The organism is Granulicella sp. S156 (assembly GCF_009766105.1).
Lineage (GTDB): Bacteria > Acidobacteriota > Terriglobia > Terriglobales > Acidobacteriaceae > Granulicella.
Map to the genome: position 1 here is coordinate 22,976 of NZ_LMUH01000005.1, position 24,148 is coordinate 47,123.

Below are 24,148 nucleotides of genomic sequence, written 5' to 3' on the forward strand. Positions count from 1 at the left end.
CCAGTGTAGACGCTTGCGGTAAAGCGGGGGACTCCAGTGGCCTGCAGAAGCACCTTCCAGCGGCAGAAATGGGCTAAAGCAAGACAAACTTTCGCGGTTCGGACCGGCTCACCGGGGTTTCTCTTCCTGCCATCTCCAACAATGTTTCTTCGATCATCCCGCTCATTTCTTCCAGCGGAAGGTCATTGGATAGCGTTCCGAAAGGCTCTTCGATCTCTTCGGCCAACGCTTCGAGCGCCATGAAGGTATAGGCCACCAGCACAGACATTACCGGAGTCATCACGCCAAGGGTACCGACAAGGCCAAAGGGGAGAAGAAAGCAGTAGATATACACCGTGCGATGAATCATTACGGAGTAGGGGTAGGGCAAAGGAGTGCCTGCCAGACGTTCGCAGCCTCCCAATACGTCGGAGAGGCCATTCAGGTTGTGATCGAAGGCAGCGGCAGTCATCTCTCCGTATCGGCCTTCCCTGCTTCGCGCTGCGACCCATCGGCCCAGAGAGGTAAGAAGGACTGCAGGACGATATCGCGCTGCTAGAATTTCCGCACTTAGCTCTGGGGACAGCAGACGATCCAGATCGAGCCTGGGATCGCTATGACGCAGTTGGTGACGCAGCGCGTGGGTAAAGGCGGCGAGCAGGGAGACCCATTCCGTGACACGGGGATCTGCCGGCTCAAGGCCTCCCAGGGTGAGCGACTGACGGACAAGGGAGCGGGTCAGGTTGAGCAGAGCTCCCCATAGCTTGCGGCCTTCCCAGTAGCGGTCATAGCTGGCGCTGTTGCGAAACCCCAGAAACAGCGCCAGCGATACGCCAAGCAGCGTGAACGGAGCGACGGTCAACGGGATCTGATGATGAAACAGCCTTCCGTGGCTCCATGTAACAAAGCTGGCTATCGCCAGCACCAATAGCAGTTGCGGAAGGATGTCGCTCAGAACGGAGCCGTGCCAGATGAAGAGCATTCGGAACCAGTTCAATTTTGAGCGCACGATCATATGTTCATTGCACGCCCCGGCTGGTTATATGTCCAATCGTATGATTCGTTCATATTGATAGGAGAAATGGATAAGTAGGTTGAACCTTTCTCCCGAAGCGCCTGGGGTCAAGCAGCAAGCGTTCTGGTTGAAAAGGTCCTGATGGCATCGGTGCGGCAGAATGTTTCGGGGTTCTTCGACTCCGCGCCTCGCAAAGTACGCGAGTCGATTCGCTCAGAATGACGGATTGTGGGGATTTATGAGAGACGAGGACTTTAGGCTTTCGATTGTCGTGCCAGAGGAAAATCGATGCAGCAGCGGGCGCCGGTCTGGACGGATTCGTCGAAGAAGATGCTTCCGCCGCTGCGCTCGACTGCGAGCTTGGCGATCGAAAGGCCGAGGCCCGCACCGCTGTTCGACGAAGTTTCCGACGACCTGCCGGTAAAGAATCTCTCGAACACGCGCTGATGGTCACCTGCCAGAATGCCAGGGCCCCCATCGTGAATGCACACACGCTCCGCTTCGAAAGAAGATACGGTGACACGGGAGTAGCTGATCCGCAGGGTGGAACCAACGCTGGAGAACTTCACTGCATTGTGCAGCACATTCAAGACAGCGGCTCGTATAAGGCTGCGGTCCGCAGAGATTGTCTGCCGCACATGATCGTCCTGTTCCTGCTGCACGGTGATCTGCTTTTCGTCTGTGACCACTTCCAACAGTACGAGGATCTCGTTGACAAGCTCCGGCAGAAGAAATTCGTCGAGCGCTTCGAGATGCGCGACTTCGGCCCTGGAGAGCATCAGGAGCCCTTCGATCGTCTGGTTGAGACGCACCGTCTCTTCGAGCATGCTGCTGATGGCTTCACGGTAGCCTTCGCCATCCTCAGTCTCCTGAAGCGCGATCTCACCGGCGGCGCGAAGGGAGGCAAGCGGTGTCCTGAGTTCATGGGCCGCGTCTGCCGTAAACCGCTGCAGTTGAGAGAAGGCCTGCTCCAGGCGCTGCAATAGATGGTTGAGGACTCTGGCCATGTGCCCGAGTTCATCATGTTCGTTCTCCACCACAACGCGTTCCTGCAGGTTGCTGGCGGTGATCTGTTCTGCGCGCGCGGCCATCTCGTCCAGCGGAATGAAGGCCCGTCTCGCGATGTTGTAGCCCGCGAACCCTGCGATCACCAGGCCAATCGGCATGGCTACCAACAGGAGCAGAAAGAATTGGAGCATCCGTTCGCGGAGCGGCGCGAGGCTGTATCCGAGCCGTATGAGCACCTGTCTGCCGGCGACAGGATGCAGGTGGCTGATGACGAGCACATGCGTCCCATCCTCGAGCTTGATGGAACGCTCGTTGAAGGAGTTGCTTCCTTCGTTAGGGTGAGTGGGACCGCCCAGAGAAAGACCGTTCAGGTTACCGGTGCGATAGAGGACAGTGCCGGACAAGTCACGGATCTCCATCAAACGATCGACCAGAAGGTGCGAGTGGGGATGAGAGTAGTAGTCCTGCTGCAGGTGGAGCTGACCCTGGGCGTCGAAGAACAACAGGCCTTCTACGGTCTCAACATCCTGAACTTCATCATGAAACATCTGACGTTCGAGTAGACCGTACTGGAAGATAAAGACGACCGCCACGTAGACAGCGAGAATGCCGGCGAGGACCGCGACGTACCACATGGTGAGTCGTGTCCGAATATGGCTGGAGGGAAAGATCTTCATGGCTTAGGTTCCTGGAGAATGAAGCCTACCCCGCGAATTGTCTGCAGGAGTTTGACCGCGAAGGGATCATCCAGTTTGCGGCGAAGTCGGGTCATTTGCACATCGATGACATTGTCGAGCGGCGTGAACCTTGAGTTCTCTTTCCACACATCCTTGGCGAGCATCTCTCGCGAGACGGCGCGGCCCTGGTTTTCAGCCAGGTAGAGCAGAAGGTCGAACTCACGGGTCGTAAGATCCAGGCGAACATCCGACCTGCTGGCGGTACGGCTTTCTGTATCCAGCGCGAGGTCGGCGATGCGAAGCAGGGCGGCTGTTGCCGGCGCCTGCGCGCGGCGCAAGAGCGCGCCGATACGTGCGAGCAATTCAGGAAAAGAGAATGGCTTGCCGAGATAGTCGTCCGCGCCTGCGTTAAGGCCGGCGACGCGATCTTCCGGCGAGTTGTTGGAGGTAAGAATCAAGATGCGGATATCCAGCGACTGGGCGCGAATCTGGCGGAGTATCTCAAGGCCACCGCGCTGAGGAAGATTGAGATCGAGCACAAGAAGCTGGGGAAAGAGCTTGTGTACGAGAAAGAATCCCTCTTCTCCAGTGCGGGCGACGCTAACGTCGTAGCCGCCGGCTTTTATGCCGCTCACCAGGGCATCCGCCATCTTCCTGTCGTCTTCAACGACCAGGACACGCCGTGTTGCGGGGGCTTTCTGCACTAGATGATGATGTCGCACTGCTACGCCAGGAGCAAGTAGATGGCAACAAATGTCAGGGAGTTGTAAGCGGAGTGTAAGGAGGTTGCGTGGTCAACTCAGGATGTTGAAAGGATGGTGTCGACCATGAAAATCAATCTCCTCATTGCAGCCTCTCTTTGCTGCACACCCCTGTTGCTTGCCCAGAGCGGACACGCAGCCACTACTGAACAGCTTGCTCCCAAGACGACCCTGCCCATTGTGTTCACTCAGGGCTTTGACGCCAACCATGCGCATACGGGCGATGTGGTGCATGCCAGAACAACCCAGACTGTCTCTCTTGCCGGCGGAGGAACTCTGGCGGCAGGTGCGGAAGTCACAGGGCACGTCGTAGCCGCCAAGGGCTTCGCCTTCGACAAGACGCACTATGCCGTGCAGAATCAATCGACTCTTGCGGTTCACTTCGACAGCGTCAGCTCCAACTCCGTTACGCTGCCGCTGAATGTCTATGTTCGCGCTATCGCCGATCCTCTCACCTCATGGGGAGCAACGGAGTCGATGGGCACCGACGACACGCTCGCTACACGCACGCAAATAGGCGGCGACGTTTTGACTCCGTCACAGAATGAGGTTGTGTCGCAGAGCGGCGACGTCGTTGGCTACAACAAGCGTAATGGCGTGTATGCCCATCTCATCTCGTCTGTTGGGAATTCGCCGAATGGTTGCGATGCGAGCGATACGGAACAGTCGATGGGTCTCTATTCGGCATCGGCCTGCGGCCTGTATGGATTTACGGGCACGACGTTGCAGCAGACCGGAAGAACGGGCGAGCCTTCGACGCTGGTGCTTAGCTCCAACCGGGTTGCTCCGAAGGTCTGGAAGAACAGCACGGCGCTGCTGGAAGTTCGGTCGACGGATAATACGATTGCGAGCCGTTAGTACTCAGTTGTATCCGTCCCAATGTCCGTCATTTCGGCCGACCAGCCTGTCCCTTTGGCTTCTTCGGTAGTACAAGCATCCGCGAAATACAGGGGGGTCCCCGCTCCTGTTGGTCGGTCGAAATGACCAGTATCGGCGTAGGTTTTTGGACTGCTGTAGTACCCCTCTAACCCCTGATGTTCTTCCCTCTTTGGAGATTCAATGCTTAGTGCTGGATCGGCGTTCAAGGTAACGGTGTATCTCAACAGGGACACCAGTTCGACAAGCGGCTTTCTCCCCAATGACATCCTTGACTTCCTTCATAAGCAAGGCATTGCGGGCGCCACGGAATATCGAGCCCACGCCGGCTTCGGCTTCCATCGGCAGATGCATACGAGCGACGCCGGGGGGGTGGAGAGTGAGCACCTCCCGGTTGTCCTCCAGTTCCTGGATACGCGGGAGAAGATCAGCGCCATCCTGCCGGAGCTGCTGGCTATGGTCACCGATGGCCTGGTCGAAGCGCACCCTACAGAGATCCTCAAAAACATCGCAACCGCGGAGAGAGTGCTCGCCTGATGAGGTATGGAAATGTTGCCGGCAAATTGGCCCGTACAGTATTCGGCGTCGTACTCTGCTCCGCGAGTTTTTCGTCGCAGGCGCAAGCTGTAAATCCCTCTGCACCCGAACAGACGTTGCCACCCCTGACACTCGCTCAGGCTGAGACGGTTGCGATTGCCAATCAGCCTCGCATGCTGGCCGCGCAATTGCGCGCTCGCGCTTCGGCGCAGCGGATCAGAGAGGCTAGATCGAGCCTGTATCCGACGATTGCGTTCAATGCGACCGGCGTCGGCGTGGCCGATACCGGCACGGCTACTGCGGCAGGCGCGCTGACTACTTCGTCGATTTCAGATCGCTTTGCCTATGGAGGAAATCTTGTCCAGCTTGTGACAGATTTCGGAAGGACTAGTGCTTTGATCGCGAGCTCGCGATCAAGTGCTGAAGCGCAGGCCGATCTTGCAACGCTCACTACGGCCCAGGTGAAGCTCAATGTGCGCAGGGCTTACTACGAGGTGCTGGGCTCGGAGGCCGTGCTTCATGCGGCCGACGATGCACTGAACAATCGCAAGCTGATCTCGAAGCAAATTGGCGCGCTGGCTCAGAGCCAGCTTCGCTCCACACTCGACGTGAACTTCGCGGGTGTGCTTGAGAGCGAAGCGGAGCTTGCTGTCGTGCGCGCGCAAAGCACTGTGCAACAGATGCGAGTTCACCTGGCGAGCACGATGGGACTGCAACAGCCGATCGTTGCGCCGGTGGCGGATGTCGCACTGCCGGCTCCGTTGGATGCCGATCCCACATCACTGCTTCCGCAGGCAGACACGCAGCGAGCTGATCTCAGTGCGGCGCAGGCTCAGCAGAAAGCGGCGGCACAGTTTGCGCTCTCGGAGAAGCGGCTGAGCTATCCCACGCTTAGCGCGGCGGGAGTCGCAGGCGAGATTCCGTTCCACGATCACACGCTGCACGATAACTATGCGGCAGCGGGCTTCAATCTGAATATTCCGGTATTCAACGGTGGGCTGTTTGCAGCGCGGCGCAGTGAAGCCGAGCTGGAAGCCAGTGCGCGAACGCGCGACGCCGAAGAGTTGAAGCTCGAAGTCAACGAGCAGGTGCGCGATGGCTGGTATCGCGCCGATGAGGCCTTCCGCAGTCTCGATGTTTCAGCGCGGCTGGTGGCGCAGAGCAAAGAGGCGCTTCGTCTGGCCAAGGCTCGCTACGATGCCGGTCTGGGCAGCATTGTGGAACTCAATGAGGCGCAGCTCAACGAGACCTCTGCCGAGATCGGCGCGGCCGATGCCACCTACAGCTATCTCATTAGCCGCGCGGACCTCGATTACGCCGCAGGATTGTTGAATTGAAAGGACCACACGCTATGGCTCTTCGCCTACGAATGCTTGCACTCGCAGCACTCACCACCGGAGCGGCAGGCTTGACCTCCTGCCATCAAGCGACGCCTGTCGCCGCCGCGGATGTGCCGAACGTACCTGTTGCAACGGCCGCTCCCGCAACACTCACGAATGACCTGGTGCTCACCGCTGAGTTTGTTCCCTACCAGGACGTCGACGTCATGGCCAAGGTAGCGGGCTACGTCAAGAATATTCGCGTCGATATCGGCGACCATGTGCGGCAAGGCGATCTGCTGGCCACGCTTGAAGTTCCTGAACTGCAGGACGAGATGGGTAAGGCGATTGCCGGTGTGTCTGCAGCGCAGGCGAACATTCTGACAGCGGAAGGCGCGGTCAAGCGGGCTGAGGCAGGGGCCGCAATCGCGCATCTCTCGTATCAGCGCATTCTGGATGTCTCCACCAAGAACGCCGGCCTAGTGCCGCGGCAGGAGGTCGACGTTGCACAATCGCACGATCTCGAAGCCTCAGCTCAGTTGGCAAGCGCGCAGTCCGAGTTACGCGCCGCGAAAGAGGGGCTGACGGAAGCTACCTCCGAACGTTCGCGTACGGAGGCCATGCTCGCCTACGCAACCATTCGGGCGCCCTTCACTGGCGTTGTGACGAAACGCTACGCCAACACGGGCTCCATGATTCAGGCTGGAACAGCATCGCAGACACAGGCTATGCCCATCGTTCAACTGGCACAGAATGATCTGCTGCGTCTTATCTTTCCTGTACCGGTCAACGATGCGGCGCAGATTCGAGATGGGCAGCAGGTAAGCGTAAACGTAGTAACGCTGGGTAAGACATTTCCAGGAACGATCACCCGCTACGCGGATACACTGCAGACCTCGACACGCACGATGAGCACGGAAGTCGATGTCCCCAATCCAAAAGGACTTTTGATTCCAGGCATGTACGCTGAGGTGCGCCTGCACGAGGCCTCCGGGACGAATGTCTTGAGCGTGCCCCTGGATGGAGTAGAAGGTCTCGGAGGGAATGCGGAGTCAGCCTACCTTGTACGGGACGGGAAGGTTGTCGTGGTCCCCATAACTACGGGAGTGCAAACTCCGACACGTGTCCAGATTCTCTCCGGCGTTCAGCAGGGCGACACCGTAATTGTCGGTCGCCACACAACTCTTTCTGCGGGCGAAAAAGTAAATCCTCAGCCAGCCGGTTATGAGAGCAACGGCTCCACCAACAATTAGCTTTTTAGGGGTAAGAGTTTATGTCTGGATTTGCCATTCGGAATCCGTACCTTTTGGTCGTGCTGTGCCTTTTGATCACTATCTTGGGTACGGTGAGCACGGCGCGAATGCCGATCGATATGTTTCCTCCAGTCAACTTGCCTGTGGTTGCGGTCGCAACGTTCTATGCCGGCATGCCGCCGCAGCAGATTGAAACGAATATTACGTATCACCTCGAACGGCAATTTACACTCGCCGGCGGCATCGATCACATCGAATCCCGCTCGCTCTCTGGTGTAAGCCTTATCAAGGTGTATTTTCGGGCTGGAACGAACGCGGACTCTGCCGCTGCACAGTTGTCTACTCTGGCGATGGCCGATATGCACGATATGCCGCCGGGGACCTATCCGCCTATCGTGCTGAAAGAAGATGCGTCCAATCTTCCTGTTGCTCTTGTAACCCTGCAGGGTCAGGGCCTGAGTGAAACAAAGCTGAAGGATCTGGCGCAGAATTTTGTGCGCAATCAGCTTGCCGGCGTTCCAGGCGCCTCCGTACCGCAGCCCTTTGGCGGAAGCTGGCGGCAGATCATGATGTACGCAGATCCCTACAAGCTGGAAGCCAACCAGCTTAGCCCGATGGATGTAGTGCGTGCCGTGAATAAGGCCAACGTGGTGCTTCCTGCGGGCGACGTGGAGATTGGCCCCTACGACTACAACATCTATACCAACTCCATGTTGAAGGGCCCTGCAGACATCGAACAGGTGCCCGTCAAAATGATCGGGCAGTCGCCGGTACGCGTAGGCGATGTGGCAACCGCGAAGGATGCGTTCAGCCGCTTATACAACGTGGTGCGTGTAGACGGAAAAGATGCAGTGTATCTACCGGTCTTCAAGCAGGGCGGCGATTCCAACACCATCTCGATTGTGAATGGCACTCGTGATGTGCTCAAGAAACTCTATGATGTGCCGTCAAGCCTGGTCACCAAGGTTGTCTTCGACCAATCGCGCTTTGTACGCACGGCTATCGAGACTCTGCTGCATGAAGGAGGAGTAGGACTCTTTCTAACCTGCCTCATGATTCTCGTTTTCCTGGGCAGTATACGTGCGACTGTGGCGGTGTTTTTTTCCATCCCACTTTCCATTCTCGCTACGTTCTTTGTGTTGTATATCTCGGGCGGCTCTGTAAATACCATGGTGCTCGGAGGGCTGGCGCTCGCACTTTCCAGACTGATCGATAACTCTGTTGTCGTATTGGAAAATATCTTCCGCCACATGGAAGGCGGCGAGTCTCCTCGGGTTGCTGCCGAGAAAGGCGGTAGAGAAGTAGCCCTGCCAGTACTCGCCGGCACACTAACCACAGTGGTGGTTTTCTTTCCGGTCACACTGCTCTATGGAGTAAGTCGTTTTCTCTTTACCGCACTTGCGGTAGCTGTAGTGATTTCGCTCTTTGCGTCTTACTTTGTGGCACTCACAGTAGTTCCCCTGTTCTGTGCCATGTTTATTAAAGCACCGCATGGGGAGACACACGCAGAGCTCTCCGCTGAGTCTGAAGCAACGCTGGAACAGGTCGCCGCCCAGCCAAAATCGAAGCCCGGCTTTGGGGCACGTTTCACTGCGCGCTTCAATCAGGGATTCGATACGTTATTACTGCGCTATGACAAACTCGTCCAGCGCGTGCTTGAATGGCCGCGCGCTACGTTGTTGTGGTCTGCGCTTGGATTCGTATTGAGCTTGCTTCTATTCCCTCTTTTGGGGCTCTCGTTCTTCCCGCGCACGGATCCTGGGCAGTTTGTCATCAACTACAAGGCGCCCTCCGGCACTCGTTTAGAGGACACGATTAAAGAGACAGCTCGGCTCGAAGATTTGGTCAAGAGAACCGTGCCTGCACATGATCTCGATATGACGGTCGCGAACGTCGGCTTGAACCCGGGCTTCTCGTCTCTGTTTTCGCCGAACTCCGCCATGCACACAGGTTTTCTGCAGGTGGCATTAAACCCCGGCCACAAGATAAGCAGCTTTGTCGATATTGATCGCGTCAAAGCACGCATCGCCCAGGAGATGCCTGAACTGCAGACGTTCTTCTCTTCCGGAAGCTTGGTCGACGGCGTATTGAACATGGGAGCGCCGGCTCCGATTGATATCCGCGTAGCTGGACAGGACGTGAATGCGGACTACCATATAGCGCAAACCATTGCTGCGCGAATTCGCGGAATCCACGGCGTTGCCGACGTTTATATTCCGCAAGATATCGACTATCCCTCTCTGCGACTGAATATCAATCGTACCCGCGCCAGCGAGTTGGGATTAACTGAAAGTGAAGTTGTCTCGAATGTCATTACAGCACTTACATCGAATCTGATGATCGCGCCCAGTATCTGGATCGATCCCAACACAGGAAATAACTATTTCCTTACCGTCCAATATAAAGACGGGCAGATTAAGACGATCGACGATCTGAAGGCGATTCCACTGCACGGCGCGGATATCACGCAGCCGACAAGGCTGGATATGGTCGCGGACATTCAACCCTTCAACGCGCCCACCGAACTCGATCATATGCAGATTCGCCGGAATGTCGACATCTACGTGCGCCCGGAGAAAGAAGATCTTGGCCGGATTACAAAAGAGATTGAGCACATTGTTGCTACGACTCAGACACCACACGGCATCGACGCCACCCTTGCAGGCAGCGTGGAATCTATGAATGAATCCTTCAAGAGCTTCGCCATAGGACTTACTCTGTCCGTAGTACTGCTGTATCTCATCCTGGTCGCGCAGTTTCGGTCATTCCTCGACCCCTTTATTATTCTGCTCGCGCTGCCGCCGGCGATTACGGGTGTCATTGTTGCGCTGCTGCTCTGGGGCACGACTCTCAATGTGATGTCACTGATGGGTGTCGTCATGCTCGCGGGCATCGTGTTGTCGAACAGCATTTTGATCGTCGAGTTCGCACATCATCTTATTCGCGAAGGGCACTCGGTACGCGAGGCGATTATTGCCGCTTGCCGTGTTCGTCTGCGGCCTATTCTTATGACCTCGCTGGCAACGCTCCTTGGCCTGCTGCCGATGGCGCTTAAGCTCGGCGAGGGCAGCGAACAATATGCTCCTCTGGCACAGGCACTGATCGGAGGCCTCACGCTTTCCGTTCTCCTGACCGTCTTCCTTGTTCCTGCCGGCTTCTTCCTCGCCTACCGCCCAAAGGCACAAGCCTAAGGAGGTATCGGGAATAGAATTGGATTGCAACACCTCGGATCTCTGTCAGAAGGGGGTCGGTGAATGCTTCTTGAAGTCAGCAAAGCGATGTCTTTCCTGCTCAGCATTCTGTCTCTGTATCCAGTGATGATGAGCGCGTTCTTCGTGCCTGGAGCCCGATGGGAGGAACGTCTGGCCCTGGCGTTTTATAAGATCGCGCTCGCCGGCTGTATCTGTTTCGCGAGTGGGCTTTTGTTTTCCTGGCCCTCGCTGGAGGGCTCGAAAGCACAGGGCTCCCTGCTATCTACTCTGCCTGTGCGTATGTTCTTCTGGGCCGTGGCAGGCATGGCTCTTCTCTTTTTGGCGTCCTGGTATCTCGAGGATTATTACGTTCCTTTGTTGTGGAAGAACCAGCCGTGAGCAGCCGTAGCGTCAAGACCTGCACGTTGCAGAGCGCGATGCGAATGTTTTTTGGCGCGCTTTGCGTCAAGACCTGCAGGTTGCAGAGCGCGATGCGAATATTTTTGGCTCGCTTTGCGTCAAGGCCTGCAACTTGCCTGTACCAGCACTATTACCTGCGCAAGCAACCTGCAGATCTCTCCACTCCGCATGACGATAAAACCATCATGCTCCGGTCGAGATGACATTTCTGAGGTGATTCACCCACACACCGGGCTAGTAGCGGTTCATGCTACATCACACTCTTCGTGAAAATGCCCTACGACTCACCAGACGGCGACTGTCAGAATCTTGGGCGTGCCTGCTATTCCGTTGACGACATCGGTGCTCAGTACGGCTTCGAAGTCATGGTCCCGGAATCCGGGCCCCACGCGCTGGCGAAGCTTCTCCATCTGCCTGGGATCGACCAGGAATTCGCCGGCGGCGGCGGTCCCGCTCATGCCGATTCCTGCAACAATCACCTCGACCTGCCCCGTGGATTCATCATGGATACGCGCGATGATGGCGAAGTCGCGTTTGGTGTCGGCGAGCCAGGCCTTCAAGTCGAGGCCCCAGTCCTTCATCTCAGGATTTTTGCTGTCTACAATCCAGTACTGCTCCTGGTTGGTTCCAGCGAAACGGTAACGGAGCGGAGCGAGGGAGCGCAGGGTCCATTGGTTGTCCAGGCCGCCTATCAACACCACGGGGCCCTGCCGCAGATCGTCGAGGGTTGTGGCCGTGTTGAGCCGGAAGCTGGACTCGCGGTTATGCTCCGCCAAAAAGTTGGAGACGTGCAGCGTCGCCAGGGCATCGGAAAAGACGACGTTCTCTCCCAGGGTCTCGTGAGCGAGAAAAGTGCCGGGCAGAGAGGCATCAGGAGCTGGGGCTGACGGAGGATTGCCATGATCCGGTAGGGCCGCGTGATCCTGGACCAAGATTCCAGCGGCAGCGGCAGTTTTGTAGCCCTGACTCTGCTCTTCCATCGGTATGCAGAAGACAACTGTCTGGCGACTGGAGAAGAGTGGTCCCCAGAACTGCTCCAGCGCAGACGGATGGGCCCATCGCCAGAAAAGACCAGATCCCACGGCAAGGAGCAGAACCGCCGCTAGACCCAAGCCGTATAGAACCATGTGTTTGCGGCGCGACTGGGCCGACGACGCGGCGACAGATTGCGATTCAATATAGAGGGACTCGGCCGTATGCCCGTTCGCAGAGAGATGCATTGGCCCGAGTACCGGAGGGTGATCGGCTCCAACTTCCTTGCGGGGACGAAACTCAGGCTCGTAGCGGCCCGGCAGCAGCTCGATCCGCATCTCCGAGTCGTGCGCTTCCTCGTGATAGTACTGAGCGATCCGCTTGCGAATCTCGGCGATCGTGACCCGTACGATAGGGTCCGTCGCGGTGTCGTAATCTGCTGGACGATCGAAGACATGGATGCCCAGCAGGCGCTCCTTTAGGAATTCGCCACGGCCTTCGAGCGTCTCCTCGACGATGAAACGGAACAACAAGGGATAGCGCTTGCTGTTTTTGAAATGGCTGGTCTCGAGCAGACGATTCATCTGCTGTCTGACCTTTTCCTTGTCTTCCTCCGTCCTTGGGATCCAAACGCTGTTCTCGTCGGCCACAGGATTCATCCGAGTACCTCTTTAAAGCTGCTGCCCAGCATAGGCCAACTCCCATGCTTCTGACAAACGCTTTTCTGAGGAAGGCACGGCGCCAACATTTGTCGCTTACCTCTCAACTGTGGCTCTTTACCTACTCTTTACCTCTCCCTGAAAAGTGTGAGTTTGCCCGGAAACACCTCTTTACCTACGGTGAGATACCAGATGAACCCTATACAGCTATGAAAGCCGCTACCTATGATCCCTCCCGAACTAAAAGACAACCTTTGGGTGTCGTGAACCGTGATGGCGAACGCATCCATTTACCCCCATGAATTGAATCCCGATTCAGGGCTCAATGACTTTACGAGACAGGAAACGACAAATGATCGAGAAAACGCAGCACAAGCAACACCGCACAGGCCAGTGCGAAAACCTCTTCCGGCAGGCGGGACGATTGATCGTCCTGATGGCGCTCCTGATCGGCAGCGCGACCTTCGGATCCAGGGCGGCGCTTGCCCAGTTGACCACCGCCGACATCCTTGGAACCGTCACCGACAGCACAGGTGCGGTAGTCCCCAAGGCGAACGTAACCCTGGTGAACGTGGACACTAACCTTCAGCGCACGACTGTGTCCAACGACAGCGGCGATTATGAATTCACCCTGCTCCCGGTCGGACACTACTCCGTAACGGTGAAGATCTCCGGCTTCAAGACCTCAACGACATCGAACCTGTCCGTGGAAGCCGGCGATCGCGCCCATGCGGACGTCCACCTGGAGACCGGCGGCGCAACGGAGACCGTAACCGTAGAGGCCCAGACCCCCCTGCTCCAGGCCGACAACGCCACCATAAGCTCCACCGTGACAGCCAAGGCAGTGCAGGATCTCCCCCTGAACGGGCGTAACTTCGTTCAGCTTGTAGACCTGGTTCCCGGCGCCAATGAAGGTGCTGGTAACAGTCTCAGCAGTGGCGGCCGCCCCGATGATCGCCGCACCAATGCTGCCGGTCTCTCCATCAACGGACAGGACGAGTCGCTCAACAACTGGGTGGTCGATGGCGTCGACGACAATGAACGCATTATCGGTACGATCGGCGTCAAACCGAACGTCGAAGGCATTCAGGAGATCACGATCCAGACCAACAGCTACGCTCCAGAGGCTGGGCGTACGGCCGGTGGTGTCATCAACATTGTCACCAAATCCGGAACGAACCAGTTCCATGGTTCGGCCTATGAGTACTTCCGCAATGACATCTTCGATGGCCGCTCTGTCCTCCAGACGACCGGAAATAAGCCTGAGCTGCGCCAGAACCAGTATGGCGGCAGCGTTGGCGGTCCGATCTTGCGGAATAAGGCATTCTTCTACTTCGACTATGAAGGATTCCGGCAGGTTTCGGGCGTTACCGATACCGGGACCGTCCCAACCCTCGCTGAATACAATGACATCAACAGCGTCGGCGGCTCAATCCCCCAGGATCTGCTCTCGGCGGCCAACGGAACCGCAGGCCTCCCGATCAATACGATTGCACTGAACTACCTGAAGCTTTTCCCCGCACCCACCAACACCTCGCCTAGCGCCCTTTCCAACAACTACACCATCAGCCCAAACAAAACGCAGAACAGCAACACCTACGACGCTCGCGTCGACGACAAGATCAACGACCGCAACCTGCTCTTCGCGCGCTTCGCATATAACAGTGTCGACACCTTTACCCCGCCGAATTTTGGGACGGTAAATGGTCTTCAGATCAGCGGCGGAAGGTACAACTTCGATGGTCCCGCAACCGATATAGCGCAGCAGTATTTGCTGGGTTATACGCACATCTTCACTTCAAGCCTGCTAATCGACCTCCGGGCTGCATTCACTCGTATCAACAACCTCTCCCTCCCGCTCAACTATGGCAAGAATGCCGATCAGACCGTCGGGTTTCCAGCGAGCATGACCGCCTTCAGTCCCTTCGCCAACTCTCTGACACCGATCTCAGTCGGACCCTTCGGCGATATCGGCGACGGTGCCTATGTTCCCCTACAGGACATCGACAATACCTTCCAATACTCCGGTACGCTGAGCTGGACGAAGGGAAACCACAGCATCAAAGTAGGCGCAACCTTCCTTCGCAGACAAGCTCGTAACGTACAAAGCGCCTCTGCGGTGGGTGCATACCAATTCAATCTGCCCAGCGATACCAATAGTGACCAGTTGACGCAGCAGAGCAATCAGCTGGCCTCAACCCTGGTAGGCGCCTTCACAAGCCAAACCCGCAACTTCAACCTGAATCCTCCCGACTACCGCAGCTACGAGCCGGGCGGCTTCGCGCAGGATAGCTGGAGGGCTACCCCGAAGCTGACGGCGGTGTTTGGCGTCCGTTACGATGTCTTTACCCCCTTCACCGAAGCTCACAACCACATCTCGAACTTCGACTTCCCGGATGCGCTCACGCTCGGTGCCGGAAACGTATCCAGTGCGTTGAAGATCGCCGGCGTCAATGGTGTCAACTCACAGGTGGATATTCCGACCGACCACTCCAACGTTGCTCCGCGCGTCGGCTTCGCTTATTCAATGACACCTTCGATCGTGGTTCGTGGAGGCTACGGTCTCAGCTTCTTCCCCGGCAACTATACCTCGAACGCCGACCTGAAGAACGCCCCGTTCACCTCTGTCTATAGCCCCTCCTGCCAGTCCACTATCGCAGTCCAGATCGAAACCGCCCAGAATGCCTTGGCTGGTCAAAACCCGGACTGCGCAACTCAAGGTCAACCAGGAACTCTAAACGAGGGCTTGCCCTCTCCCGTACCTCCTACGGCAGCCCAAATCGCGAACCTGTCCACTCTCCCCGGTCTAGGATTCGTCGCTGAAGCTCCCAAATTCAAGTCGGCGCTCATCCAGCAGTTCAATCTGCAGGTTGAGCAGCAGTTCGGCTCCAATGTGTTCACCATCGGCTATGTCGGCAACATCGGCCAGCATCTGCCGGAGTCGATCAACAATATCAACCAACCCAAGCCCTTCAATGTGCTCACCGATCCTGCTGGGGCAAACCGTCCCCTTTTCGCGCAGCTTCCCAATCTAGGCGGCGTCAGCTATATCCAGAGCGAGGGCGTCTCGAACTACAACGGCCTGCAAACCTCCTTCCAGCGCCGCTTCACCCACGGACTGGCCTTCGATGCGAACTACACCTGGTCCAAGGCGTTGGCCGATATCAGCAGCTTCTCCCAGCAGGGTGACCAGGGTTGGAGCAACGCCGATCCCACCCGCATCCGGCAAATCGAGTACGGCAAATCGGATACCGATATCCAAAACCGCTTCGCTCTTTCGCTGAACTACGAACTGCAGTACGGGAAAGAGTTCACCGGCATCAAAAAGGCTGTTTTCACCGGATGGCAGACGAATATGATCATGGTCTGGCAGAGCGGAAAGCCCTTCTCGATCGTCGAATCCGGGGCTGGCGCAGATGATCCTGATACGGATTGCGATCTCCAGGGCGTCTGCAAAGCTCGCGGATTCAACAACCGTGCTGTCCCGCAAAACAGCGGCGGGGCGGATCGCCCGAACCAGATTGCCGATTCGCGTCTTTCTCATAAGACCCTGACGGAGTTCTTCAATACGGCAGCCTTCGCTCCTCAAGCCCTCGGAACTGTTGGATCCACACAGCGCAACTCGCAGTTTGGTCCCGATTTCCGCCACGTCGACCTCTCCCTCTTCAAGAACTTTCCTGTCACACATAGCGTGAACGTGCAGTTCCGTGTGGAAAGCTTCAACGTCTCCAACACGCCGAACTTCTTCATAGCGAATAACAACAGCTCTAACCAATCCTTCGGCAACGCGGCCTTTGGTACGGTTACTGCAACCGATCCGAACTACGTTCCCAGAGAGATTCAGTTCGCTCTGAAGCTTCAGTTCTAGCGGACAGGTACTGACTGGAAAACACGACGAGCTGTCGATCCGAATAGTCTTTATGGATCGGCAGCTCGTTTCCTTTTTGCCTGGATGACTTTGCTCGACTAACGAAAGACCTACACGACAGGGAGTAGTTTTGTGTTGAATACTTTTTCTCGCCGCACCCTCGCCCGACTTATTGGCGGTTCCGCCGCAGCTCTCTCCTTCCCTCGTGTTGGACTCGCAGCCGAAGAAGCCTCAGCGTCTTTGCCGGACAGTGCTGAGACAGCTCGCACCTTTCCGAATGACTTTCTCTGGGGGTCGGCGACTGCTTCCTATCAGGTGGAGGGCGCGGTGCATGAAGCAGGCCGCGGGCCTTCGATTTGGGACACTTTCTCGCATACCCCTGGCAAGACCTTCAACGGTGACACGGGCGACGTCGCTGACGATTTTTTCCACCGTTACAAGGAAGATATCCAAATCATGAAGGAGCTCGGGCTCAAGACCTTCCGCTTCTCGGTTGCGTGGTCACGTGTCTTTCCCAGCGGCACAGGAACGCCCAATCCTCAGGGGCTGGACTTCTACCACCACATGGTCGACGCGCTTCTGGAGGCCGGCATTCAGCCCTTCTGTACGCTCTACCACTGGGACCTTCCGCAGACACTGCAAGACAAGGGTGGCTGGGAGAACCGCGATACAGCCAAAGCGTTCGCGGACTATGCCGGCTATACCGCCGGCAAGCTCTCGGACAAGGTGAGCCACTTCATGACCCTGAATGAGATGAGCACCTTCGTCGAGGTTGGGAACCTGGAGGGAAGGCATGCACCTGGCCTCAAGCTCGATGCGAAGCGCCTCGCGCAGTTGAACCACTATGTCGTGCTCGGCCACGGTCTCGCCTTGCAGGCCATTCGTTCCAAGACAAAGCACGGCACCAAGGTTGGACTCGCGGAAAATATCAGGATTACGGCGCCGGTCGTCGAATCGAAAGAGCACATTGAAGCGGCACACAAGGCGGTGCGGGAAGAGAATGCGATGTACCTCACCGTCGTGCTGGAGGGCCGCTACACGGAGCTGTATCTCAAACGTCTCGGAGCCGACGCTCCAAAGTTTACGGCCGAAGAGATGAAGATCATCGGCAGCCCGATGGATTTCGTGGGTATCAACGTCTATCAGCCTGAGTTCGTTCGTGCCGATCACTCCGAGAAGGGCTATGCTATCGTGCCGTCTCCGAGCTCCTATCCCCATATGTTGAGTCCATGGCTCAAGGTCGGGCCGGAAGGTCTCTATTGGGGTCCGAAGCTGGTCCACGATGTGTGGGGTGTGAAGGAGATGTATATCACCGAAAATGGCGCATCGTCGGACGACCAGCTCACACCTGAGGGTGCAGTCTACGATACGGACCGCGTGATGTTCCTGCGCAACTACCTCACGCAACTGCAGCGTGCCGTTTCACAGGGCGTGCCGGTTAAGGGCTACTTCCTGTGGAGTCTCCTGGACAACTTCGAGTGGGCCGACGGATACGAGAAGCGGTTCGGTATTGTCTACGTGGATTTCGCCACGCAGAAGCGGACCCCCAAGCTCAGCGCGGAGTTCTACAAAAAGGTCATACAGGCCAACGCTGTCTGTTGACGTAGTGCCTCCTTCGCGGTTCCACAGTGACTGTGGAACCGCGTTTTTTTTGCGAGTTCTATTCTGTTTCTGAAGGGTGCTGTGCTGTATCTCAGCTTTGACTGCTCTCTTAGGGTGGCCACACTCTACAAAAAATAAGCGCCGAGATGATCTCGGCGCTTATTTTTATTGGAACGTTATAGAGAGGAGATCTCCTAATTAGTCTCCACAAACTCAATGTAAGGAGTCGGGCCACTATTGCCGGTGCAGCTCTGACCGATTAGGTTGTTGGTTTCGCCGGTAGTACCCTCCACACTTGATGGCAATATGCAGGTCGGCGCGGTCTGCGATCCGTCAGTTATGGCGAGCTTCGCAGTGAGAGACACGCCCTTATTAAATTCCGCTTCCGATCCACCGGCATTGCCGACGACATTGAACTCCGCCTGAGTCCATCCACTCGAGATATCCGTCTTTGAATCTGCTACGGTCGCCGTATAAGCTTCGGTGCCGTACGTCGCGGTGGCTTTATCTGTTCCCTTTGCCGCAACCGAACCCGAGAATCGCAGGCTTCCGAGATCCGTAATTGGAAGTTGTCCGTCGTAGACCACTACAGCGGGCGTATTCTGGACACAGTCATCCCCAGGCCCGTTGGAATCGGGGCCAGCATCGATGAACCCTTTCGGGCAAATATTCTCGCCCGTATCAACCCCGTAGTTGAGCAGCCAATACTCTATAAATACTTCAGTCTTACCCGTAAGCTCACCACTCGTCAGTGACACGGGAGTATTGGTTGAAACGACATATTGCTGCCAGGCCTGGCAACCAGAGTAGCGACCGCAAGCTGCGGTGTGAGCGAAGTTTGTATTGATCTGCAGGGTATATTCATTTGGCCCAAGGATGCCCCCGTCGCCAAATAGAGCAACGCCGACGCTCTGTTCAGAGGTCACGCCCTTGACCTTCAAGAAGCTGCCCGCCGCTGCAATGATCTTGTGTCCTGATGCTACTTGAGCAACGTAGTCAGAGCCGTTGCCGAGCGTTTGCTCACCGCCTCTGATTTGTGGCAATGCAGACCGATAGGCTGGCGGGGCCGCGCACTCTATCTTCTCCCATTGAGTACTGGGATACGAGGCATGGTAGCACCCTTCTTCGGGCGCGGCGATATCGTGCATGGTTTGGCTCCAAGCTTCACGTGCCTGGCTCTCGACCTGGTCCGCTGAGTTATCTCCAGACTGCGCCATCAACATGGATGGGAGTCCGGCGACACTGAGGAGACTTGCCGTTAACGAGACATAGACAATGGAACGCGTGGCTAAGTTCATAACACTTTTCATGGCTCTCCGTATTATCGTTATGGATTGTTATTCTTTGTCTTGACTACCTGGCAGAAGAAAGAAAACACACATACTACGAAAACAACAGCACCGCCGCCGTTCTTAAACAGGTTCTTAGCGGAGGTTTTTGCTACTCCCTACAAAAATAAGCGCCGAGATGATTTCGGCGCTTATTTTTTGTTGGAGCGTTATAGAGCTGTGGTCGCCTAATCAGACTCCACAAACTCAATGTAAGGCGCCGATCCACTTGTGCTGGTGCAGCTCTTGCCCGTGAGGTTGTTGGTTTCGCCAGTAGTACCCTCCACACTTGATGGCGATACGCATGTCGGTGCGGTCGTCGATCCGTCCGTTAAGGCGATCTTCGCAGTGATAGAGACACCACTACTATTAAATTTCGCTTCCGATCCACCGGCATTGCCGAGCACATTGAACTCCGCCTGAGTCCATCCACTCGAGATATCTGTATAAGAATCCGCTACAGTCGCCGTATAAGCTTCGGTGCCGTAAGTGGCGACGGCTTTATCCGTTCCACTTGCCACAGCCGAACCCGAGAGTGCCAGGCTTGCGAGATCGGTAATCGGAAGTTGTCCGTTGTAGACCACTACAGCAGGCGTATTCTGGACACAATCAACCCCAGGGTCATCGGCACCACCATTGATGAACCCGCTGGGGCAAGAAGCATTTGTGCTAGAGCCATAGTCGATTAGCCAATATTCGATAAATACTTCGGTTTTCCCCGTAAGCGAGCTGCTCGTCAGTGACACAGGGGTATTGGTTGAAATGACATATTGCTGCCAAGCCAGGCAATTCGTGTAGCCATCGCAAGCTGCGGTATTCGCGAAGTTTGTATTGACCTGCAGGGTATATTCATTCGACCCGAGGATGCCCCCGTCGCCAAAAGCAGCAACGCCGACGCTCTTTTCAGAGGTAACACCGGACACGGTTGGGAAGCTGCCCGCCGCTAAACTGATCGTGTGTCCTGATAGTGCTTGAGCAACGTAGTCAGAGCCGTTGCCGAGCGTTTGTTCACGGCCCCTAAGTTGTGGCAACGCAGACCGATAGGCCGGCCGGTCGGCGCACTCCACCGCTTCCCATTGAGTACTGGGATACGACGCATGGAAACACCCATTTTCTGGTGCAGCGGTATTGTGCATGGTTTCGCGCCAAGCTGCATGAGCCTGGCTCTCAACCGCGTCAGAGGCGACATCACCAGACTGGGCCATTAGCACTGATGGAAGCCCGGCGACGCTGAGAAGACCTGCTGTTAACGAGACATAGACAATGGAACGAGTGGCTAAGTTCATGATGCTTTTCATAGCTCTCCGTATTATCGTTATGGATTTTTATTCTTTGTCTTGACGAATCCGGCAGAGGAGAGAACACACACAGCCCTTTACCGTGTAGATACGGTGCTTGTCCAATAACGATTTTGTCAAGGGCGAAATAGCAGTAGTACTGAAGTAGCAGAAGTGCTTTCGTATCGGTTTTCAACCTAGGGTTACTGCGTGAATTAGCTGTCGAGGTTAATGCATTATTTTCTAAGAATTTGTTTAAATACCTGTGGTTTTCAGAGTATCCGCAGCTTTTTACGCCATGGGAATAAGACAAAGGCCTCTCAATTACTAGTACTTTATACCCAGGTCTTTTTTACTAGTTTAAGACCCGCAGCTACTCCCAAAAGCCAGAGCAACGATAAAGATATCGATTTAGCAGACACTACCTGGCCACAGGTATAGGCTCTTTTTTCTGAGCGAATATGCCATTGATAAGGAGAGATGTCCTAAGGACTAATACCCGTGCCTCATCTCAGAAATAAGAACAAGGCAGCATTATTAGACAAGTTCTTACAGACAAATCTTTTTCTAGGAAGTTACTCACGAGCTTCTATTTATTGGCGTAGCGCTTTATGTCTTTTCGCAGAACGCGTGGGAGCGATTGGCTAGGCCTGGGGAAGTTGGATCGGGGACGCTTCGCTTTGAAGAAGGCACAGCCTCGGCGGTTGAACAACTGCGCGAGAAACCCGCGACTGCCATATGGGGCATGCGCGATCCAACCCTGATGGCAAAGTACCTACTGCCACTCTTTCAAGAGTCGTTTCCTGACGCGCCAATATCGTGTCTCACGCAGGCGAGCCACTATCTCTACGAAGATGCGCCGGAGACGATAGGTCTGCTGATCCGGCAATTCATAGAGCTCACAAGAGCTATTTAAGTAACAACGGCACATCACCCTGAAAGAAAAGATGTTTGAAGGCGCTTGCTTCGTGTTCGCTGAAGCAGAGGCCCTGGCCTATTCACTCCTCCCTAACCTTGTGTTGCTAGAATCACTCCGCGAAGGAAGAAATAGACCGCTACCCGGAGATTTTCGTGGCACTTCCACAGATTCAGATCGGCGAGGGCATGCTCGGTGGTGCGTTGCTTGCCTCCGTCGATGTAGTGCAGGCAGTCAATCAGCACTGGTGGTGCACCGTTGTGTGCCGTGACACTCTGGACCAGCGTGTGCCTGTTGAAGATCTTCTTGGGCAATCCGTTGAGGTGAAGACCACCGATCTCCAAGGCGTGGAGCACATCCACTTCAACGGCACTGTGCACCGTGTCGATCTCGAATACGAGATCTGGGGAAGCTATGCCGCTACCATTATCGCCGTGAGTGACAGCTATGGCATGGATGTCACCGCGCACAAACAGTACTACGCGGATCAAACGCTCAGCTCCGTTGCTTCCACCATAGGCGGTCGTCACGGTCTGTCGATCAGCGTCAATGCCTCATCCAGCAAGGCGCTCAACTACGTGCAGTATGGCGAGACGGACTTCTCCTTCCTGCATCGCATCGCGGACGACTACGGTGCATGGATGCGGCCGTGCGAAGGCGGCCTCGAGATCTTCGACAGCTTCCAGAGTGGAAGCACGCTGGGGTGGCGTGCCGAGTATGGATTGATCCGCTTTCGCCTCAGTGGTGAGCGCGTGAATCCCAGTTTCTCCGGCGCACACTACGACCACCACGTTATGCAGTCGAATAACTTCGAGCAGGTGTCGAAGACGCCGCAGTTCTACTCGGCGGCAGCGCGGCTTACCAGCTCCGTGCAGTCGGCGTCGCAGAAGTTGCCGGCCGGCTTTGAGACGCAGCGCGGCCGCGCTATGACCCTGGCGGATTACAACGATCAGTTGGAGGCTGAAAGCGAACGCGCCATGGGTAGCGCGGTCAAAGGCTTTGGAAGCTCGCGCGATCAGACGCTCAAGGCCGGCAACGACGTCACGCTCGACGGCGAGCTCGATGCCAAGGGAACGTACGGCTTGATACGTGTCGAGCATCGCTGGACACCTCAGGGCTACGACAACAGCTTCATCTGCACACCGTGGAAGATGTATCGCGACCCGCAACCTCCGGTCATGCGCCGCTGGGAAGGCCTGGTGCCTGCGCGCGTGGTCGCGCATAACGATCCCAAGAAGATGGGACGCATTCGCGTGCGCTACTTCTGGCAACAGGAAGACGAAACGCACTGGGCACGCTTCGCCAGCCCGCACGCCGGCCCCGATCGCGGCTTCATGTTCATGCCTGAGGTCGGTGACGAAGTGGCGGTCGCCTTTGAAGACGGTGATCCGGAGCGCCCGGTCATCCTGGGCGCGCTCTGGAACGGCGTGCAGCAAGCGCCTCGCTACGACTTCCGCGGGGGCGATGTGGAAGTGAACGACGTGAAACGCATTGTCACCAAGGCCGGCAACCGCATTCAGATCAGCGATACGGAGGGCAAAGAAACCGTCGTTCTCGCGACACCTAATAACGCATGGATCTGCCTGACGGAGAAGTCCGACGATACGACACGCAGCCTCATCAGCCTGCGCTGTGATGGCGACATCGTCCTCGACGCGACCGGACGCATTCACATGAAGAGCAAGTTCTTCTCACGCGAGATCGGTTAAACCTTCAACCAGTACACCAGAGCACTTGAAAAAGATCCGAAGATAGAAGGAGTAGTTCATGGGTTTCGACGGTTCCGCCCTCGTTGTAACCCGCGGCCACGGCGGCCCGGACGACAAGACACCGACCAAGCTCGGCAGCCTCTCGGTAGGTTCCATGCTGTCGGCCACGGCACTCGCAGGCACCACTGGTACCGACGTGGAGCTGATCCGCGGCCAGCAGTGGCAGGAGCGCACAGGCAACCGGATCACGAACCTTCATGGCTCATGGAAGGCTCACATCTTTCAGGACGAAACCTGGACCATCGACGGCGACCTGACCTTCACAGTGAATGGAAAGACCGTCGACAACCGTATCGGTGTGCATCATCAGACCAACACCAACCCGCGCTTCGACCACTTCATCCACACACGCACAGAGACGCACAATCAGCCCCAGGTGATCCATCAGCCAACCACGGACACGCAAACCATCTGGCAAAAGCTGGAGATTGGCTGGGAGAAGCACTCCTTCAATGCCCTGTACGTCACGGCCAATGCCATCAAGCTGGAGCTCGATCTGCTGGAAGCCACTGAAAAGGTCGTCGTCATCGAGCGCAAAGAATTCCAATTGAAAAATGAGCCCACCAAGTTCACCATCGGCGGCGTCAAGGCCGATGTCTGGGCATTCATCACTAAGACCGTTCCTTTAACGGTGAAGACCGCGGCTCTTTTCACCAAGTTCGTCGCCGCCGACATAGCGTCCGGTATCCGAGCCGCACTTTCCGCTCCGTGGGGGTCGTAA

The 24,148-nt window shown here is 56.2% G+C and carries 17 protein-coding genes; 11 read left to right on the forward strand and 6 right to left on the reverse strand.

The window, feature by feature from the left end:
* Positions 1–73 precede the first annotated feature (73 nt).
* The 3 genes from GSQ91_RS02375 to GSQ91_RS02385 all read right to left on the reverse strand — a co-directional run bounded on the left by GSQ91_RS02375 (position 74) and on the right by GSQ91_RS02385 (position 3,401).
* Positions 74–994: a bestrophin family protein gene (locus GSQ91_RS02375; RefSeq protein WP_158819662.1), complete on the reverse strand. Its 921-nt coding sequence runs from the start codon at positions 992–994 to the stop codon at positions 74–76.
* A gap of 254 nt (positions 995–1,248) precedes the next feature.
* A complete protein-coding gene (locus GSQ91_RS02380) occupies positions 1,249–2,679 on the reverse strand; it encodes an ATP-binding protein (RefSeq protein ID WP_158819663.1) in 1,431 nt (476 codons plus the stop codon).
* Positions 2,676–3,401 carry a response regulator transcription factor gene (locus GSQ91_RS02385; RefSeq protein WP_254064330.1) on the reverse strand — a complete coding sequence of 242 codons (726 nt, stop codon included), beginning with the start codon at positions 3,399–3,401 and terminating at the stop codon, positions 2,676–2,678. Before GSQ91_RS02385 ends, GSQ91_RS02380 begins: the two co-directional genes overlap by 4 nt.
* Positions 3,402–3,506: 105 nt before the next feature.
* On the opposite strand from GSQ91_RS02385, the gene GSQ91_RS02390 reads away from it, so the two are divergent.
* From GSQ91_RS02390 to GSQ91_RS02415, 6 genes are all read left to right on the forward strand, one after another.
* Positions 3,507–4,298, forward strand: coding sequence for a hypothetical protein (locus tag GSQ91_RS02390; protein ID WP_158819664.1), 792 nt, complete (start codon positions 3,507–3,509; stop codon positions 4,296–4,298).
* 201 nt (positions 4,299–4,499) lie between these two features.
* Positions 4,500–4,853, forward strand: coding sequence for a DUF190 domain-containing protein (locus GSQ91_RS02395; RefSeq protein WP_158819665.1), 354 nt, complete (start codon positions 4,500–4,502; stop codon positions 4,851–4,853).
* A gap of 26 nt (positions 4,854–4,879) precedes the next feature.
* Positions 4,880–6,190: a TolC family protein gene (locus tag GSQ91_RS02400; RefSeq protein WP_254064331.1), complete on the forward strand. Its 1,311-nt coding sequence runs from the start codon at positions 4,880–4,882 to the stop codon at positions 6,188–6,190.
* A 14-nt stretch (positions 6,191–6,204) separates the two neighbouring features.
* Complete coding sequence (locus GSQ91_RS02405) at positions 6,205–7,425, forward strand: efflux RND transporter periplasmic adaptor subunit (RefSeq protein ID WP_158819667.1); 1,221 nt, start codon at positions 6,205–6,207, stop codon at positions 7,423–7,425.
* Positions 7,426–7,445: 20 nt separating this feature from the next.
* Positions 7,446–10,616 carry an efflux RND transporter permease subunit gene (locus GSQ91_RS02410; RefSeq protein ID WP_158819668.1) on the forward strand — a complete coding sequence of 1,057 codons (3,171 nt, stop codon included), beginning with the start codon at positions 7,446–7,448 and terminating at the stop codon, positions 10,614–10,616.
* 63 nt (positions 10,617–10,679) lie between these two features.
* A complete protein-coding gene (locus GSQ91_RS02415; protein WP_158819669.1) occupies positions 10,680–11,015 on the forward strand; it encodes a hypothetical protein in 336 nt (111 codons plus the stop codon).
* 305 nt (positions 11,016–11,320) lie between these two features.
* Here GSQ91_RS02415 and GSQ91_RS02420 read toward each other — a convergent pair whose 3' ends face one another.
* Positions 11,321–12,592: a hypothetical protein gene (locus GSQ91_RS02420; protein WP_254064332.1), complete on the reverse strand. Its 1,272-nt coding sequence runs from the start codon at positions 12,590–12,592 to the stop codon at positions 11,321–11,323.
* A gap of 427 nt (positions 12,593–13,019) precedes the next feature.
* Between GSQ91_RS02420 and GSQ91_RS02425 the strand changes: the two genes are divergently transcribed.
* Both GSQ91_RS02425 and GSQ91_RS02430 read left to right on the forward strand, forming a co-directional pair.
* On the forward strand, positions 13,020–16,535 hold the full coding sequence (locus GSQ91_RS02425) for a TonB-dependent receptor (protein ID WP_158819671.1): 3,516 nt from the start codon (positions 13,020–13,022) through the stop codon (positions 16,533–16,535).
* 132 nt (positions 16,536–16,667) lie between these two features.
* The gene (locus GSQ91_RS02430) at positions 16,668–18,137 is read left to right on the forward strand and encodes a GH1 family beta-glucosidase (RefSeq protein ID WP_158819672.1); all 1,470 of its coding nucleotides are present in this window, start codon (positions 16,668–16,670) and stop codon (positions 18,135–18,137) included.
* Between the two features lie 194 nt (positions 18,138–18,331).
* Here GSQ91_RS02430 and GSQ91_RS02435 read toward each other — a convergent pair whose 3' ends face one another.
* Positions 18,332–19,435 carry a hypothetical protein gene (locus tag GSQ91_RS02435; RefSeq protein ID WP_158819673.1) on the reverse strand — a complete coding sequence of 368 codons (1,104 nt, stop codon included), beginning with the start codon at positions 19,433–19,435 and terminating at the stop codon, positions 18,332–18,334.
* 218 nt (positions 19,436–19,653) lie between these two features.
* Positions 19,654–20,751, reverse strand: coding sequence for a hypothetical protein (locus tag GSQ91_RS02440; protein WP_216845039.1), 1,098 nt, complete (start codon positions 20,749–20,751; stop codon positions 19,654–19,656).
* A gap of 631 nt (positions 20,752–21,382) precedes the next feature.
* Between GSQ91_RS02440 and GSQ91_RS02445 the strand changes: the two genes are divergently transcribed.
* From GSQ91_RS02445 to GSQ91_RS02455, 3 genes are all read left to right on the forward strand, one after another.
* Complete coding sequence (locus tag GSQ91_RS02445) at positions 21,383–21,658, forward strand: hypothetical protein (protein WP_158819674.1); 276 nt, start codon at positions 21,383–21,385, stop codon at positions 21,656–21,658.
* Between the two features lie 155 nt (positions 21,659–21,813).
* A complete protein-coding gene (locus GSQ91_RS02450; RefSeq protein WP_158819675.1) occupies positions 21,814–23,367 on the forward strand; it encodes a type VI secretion system Vgr family protein in 1,554 nt (517 codons plus the stop codon).
* A 58-nt stretch (positions 23,368–23,425) separates the two neighbouring features.
* Positions 23,426–24,148, forward strand: coding sequence for a hypothetical protein (locus GSQ91_RS02455; RefSeq protein ID WP_158819676.1), 723 nt, complete (start codon positions 23,426–23,428; stop codon positions 24,146–24,148).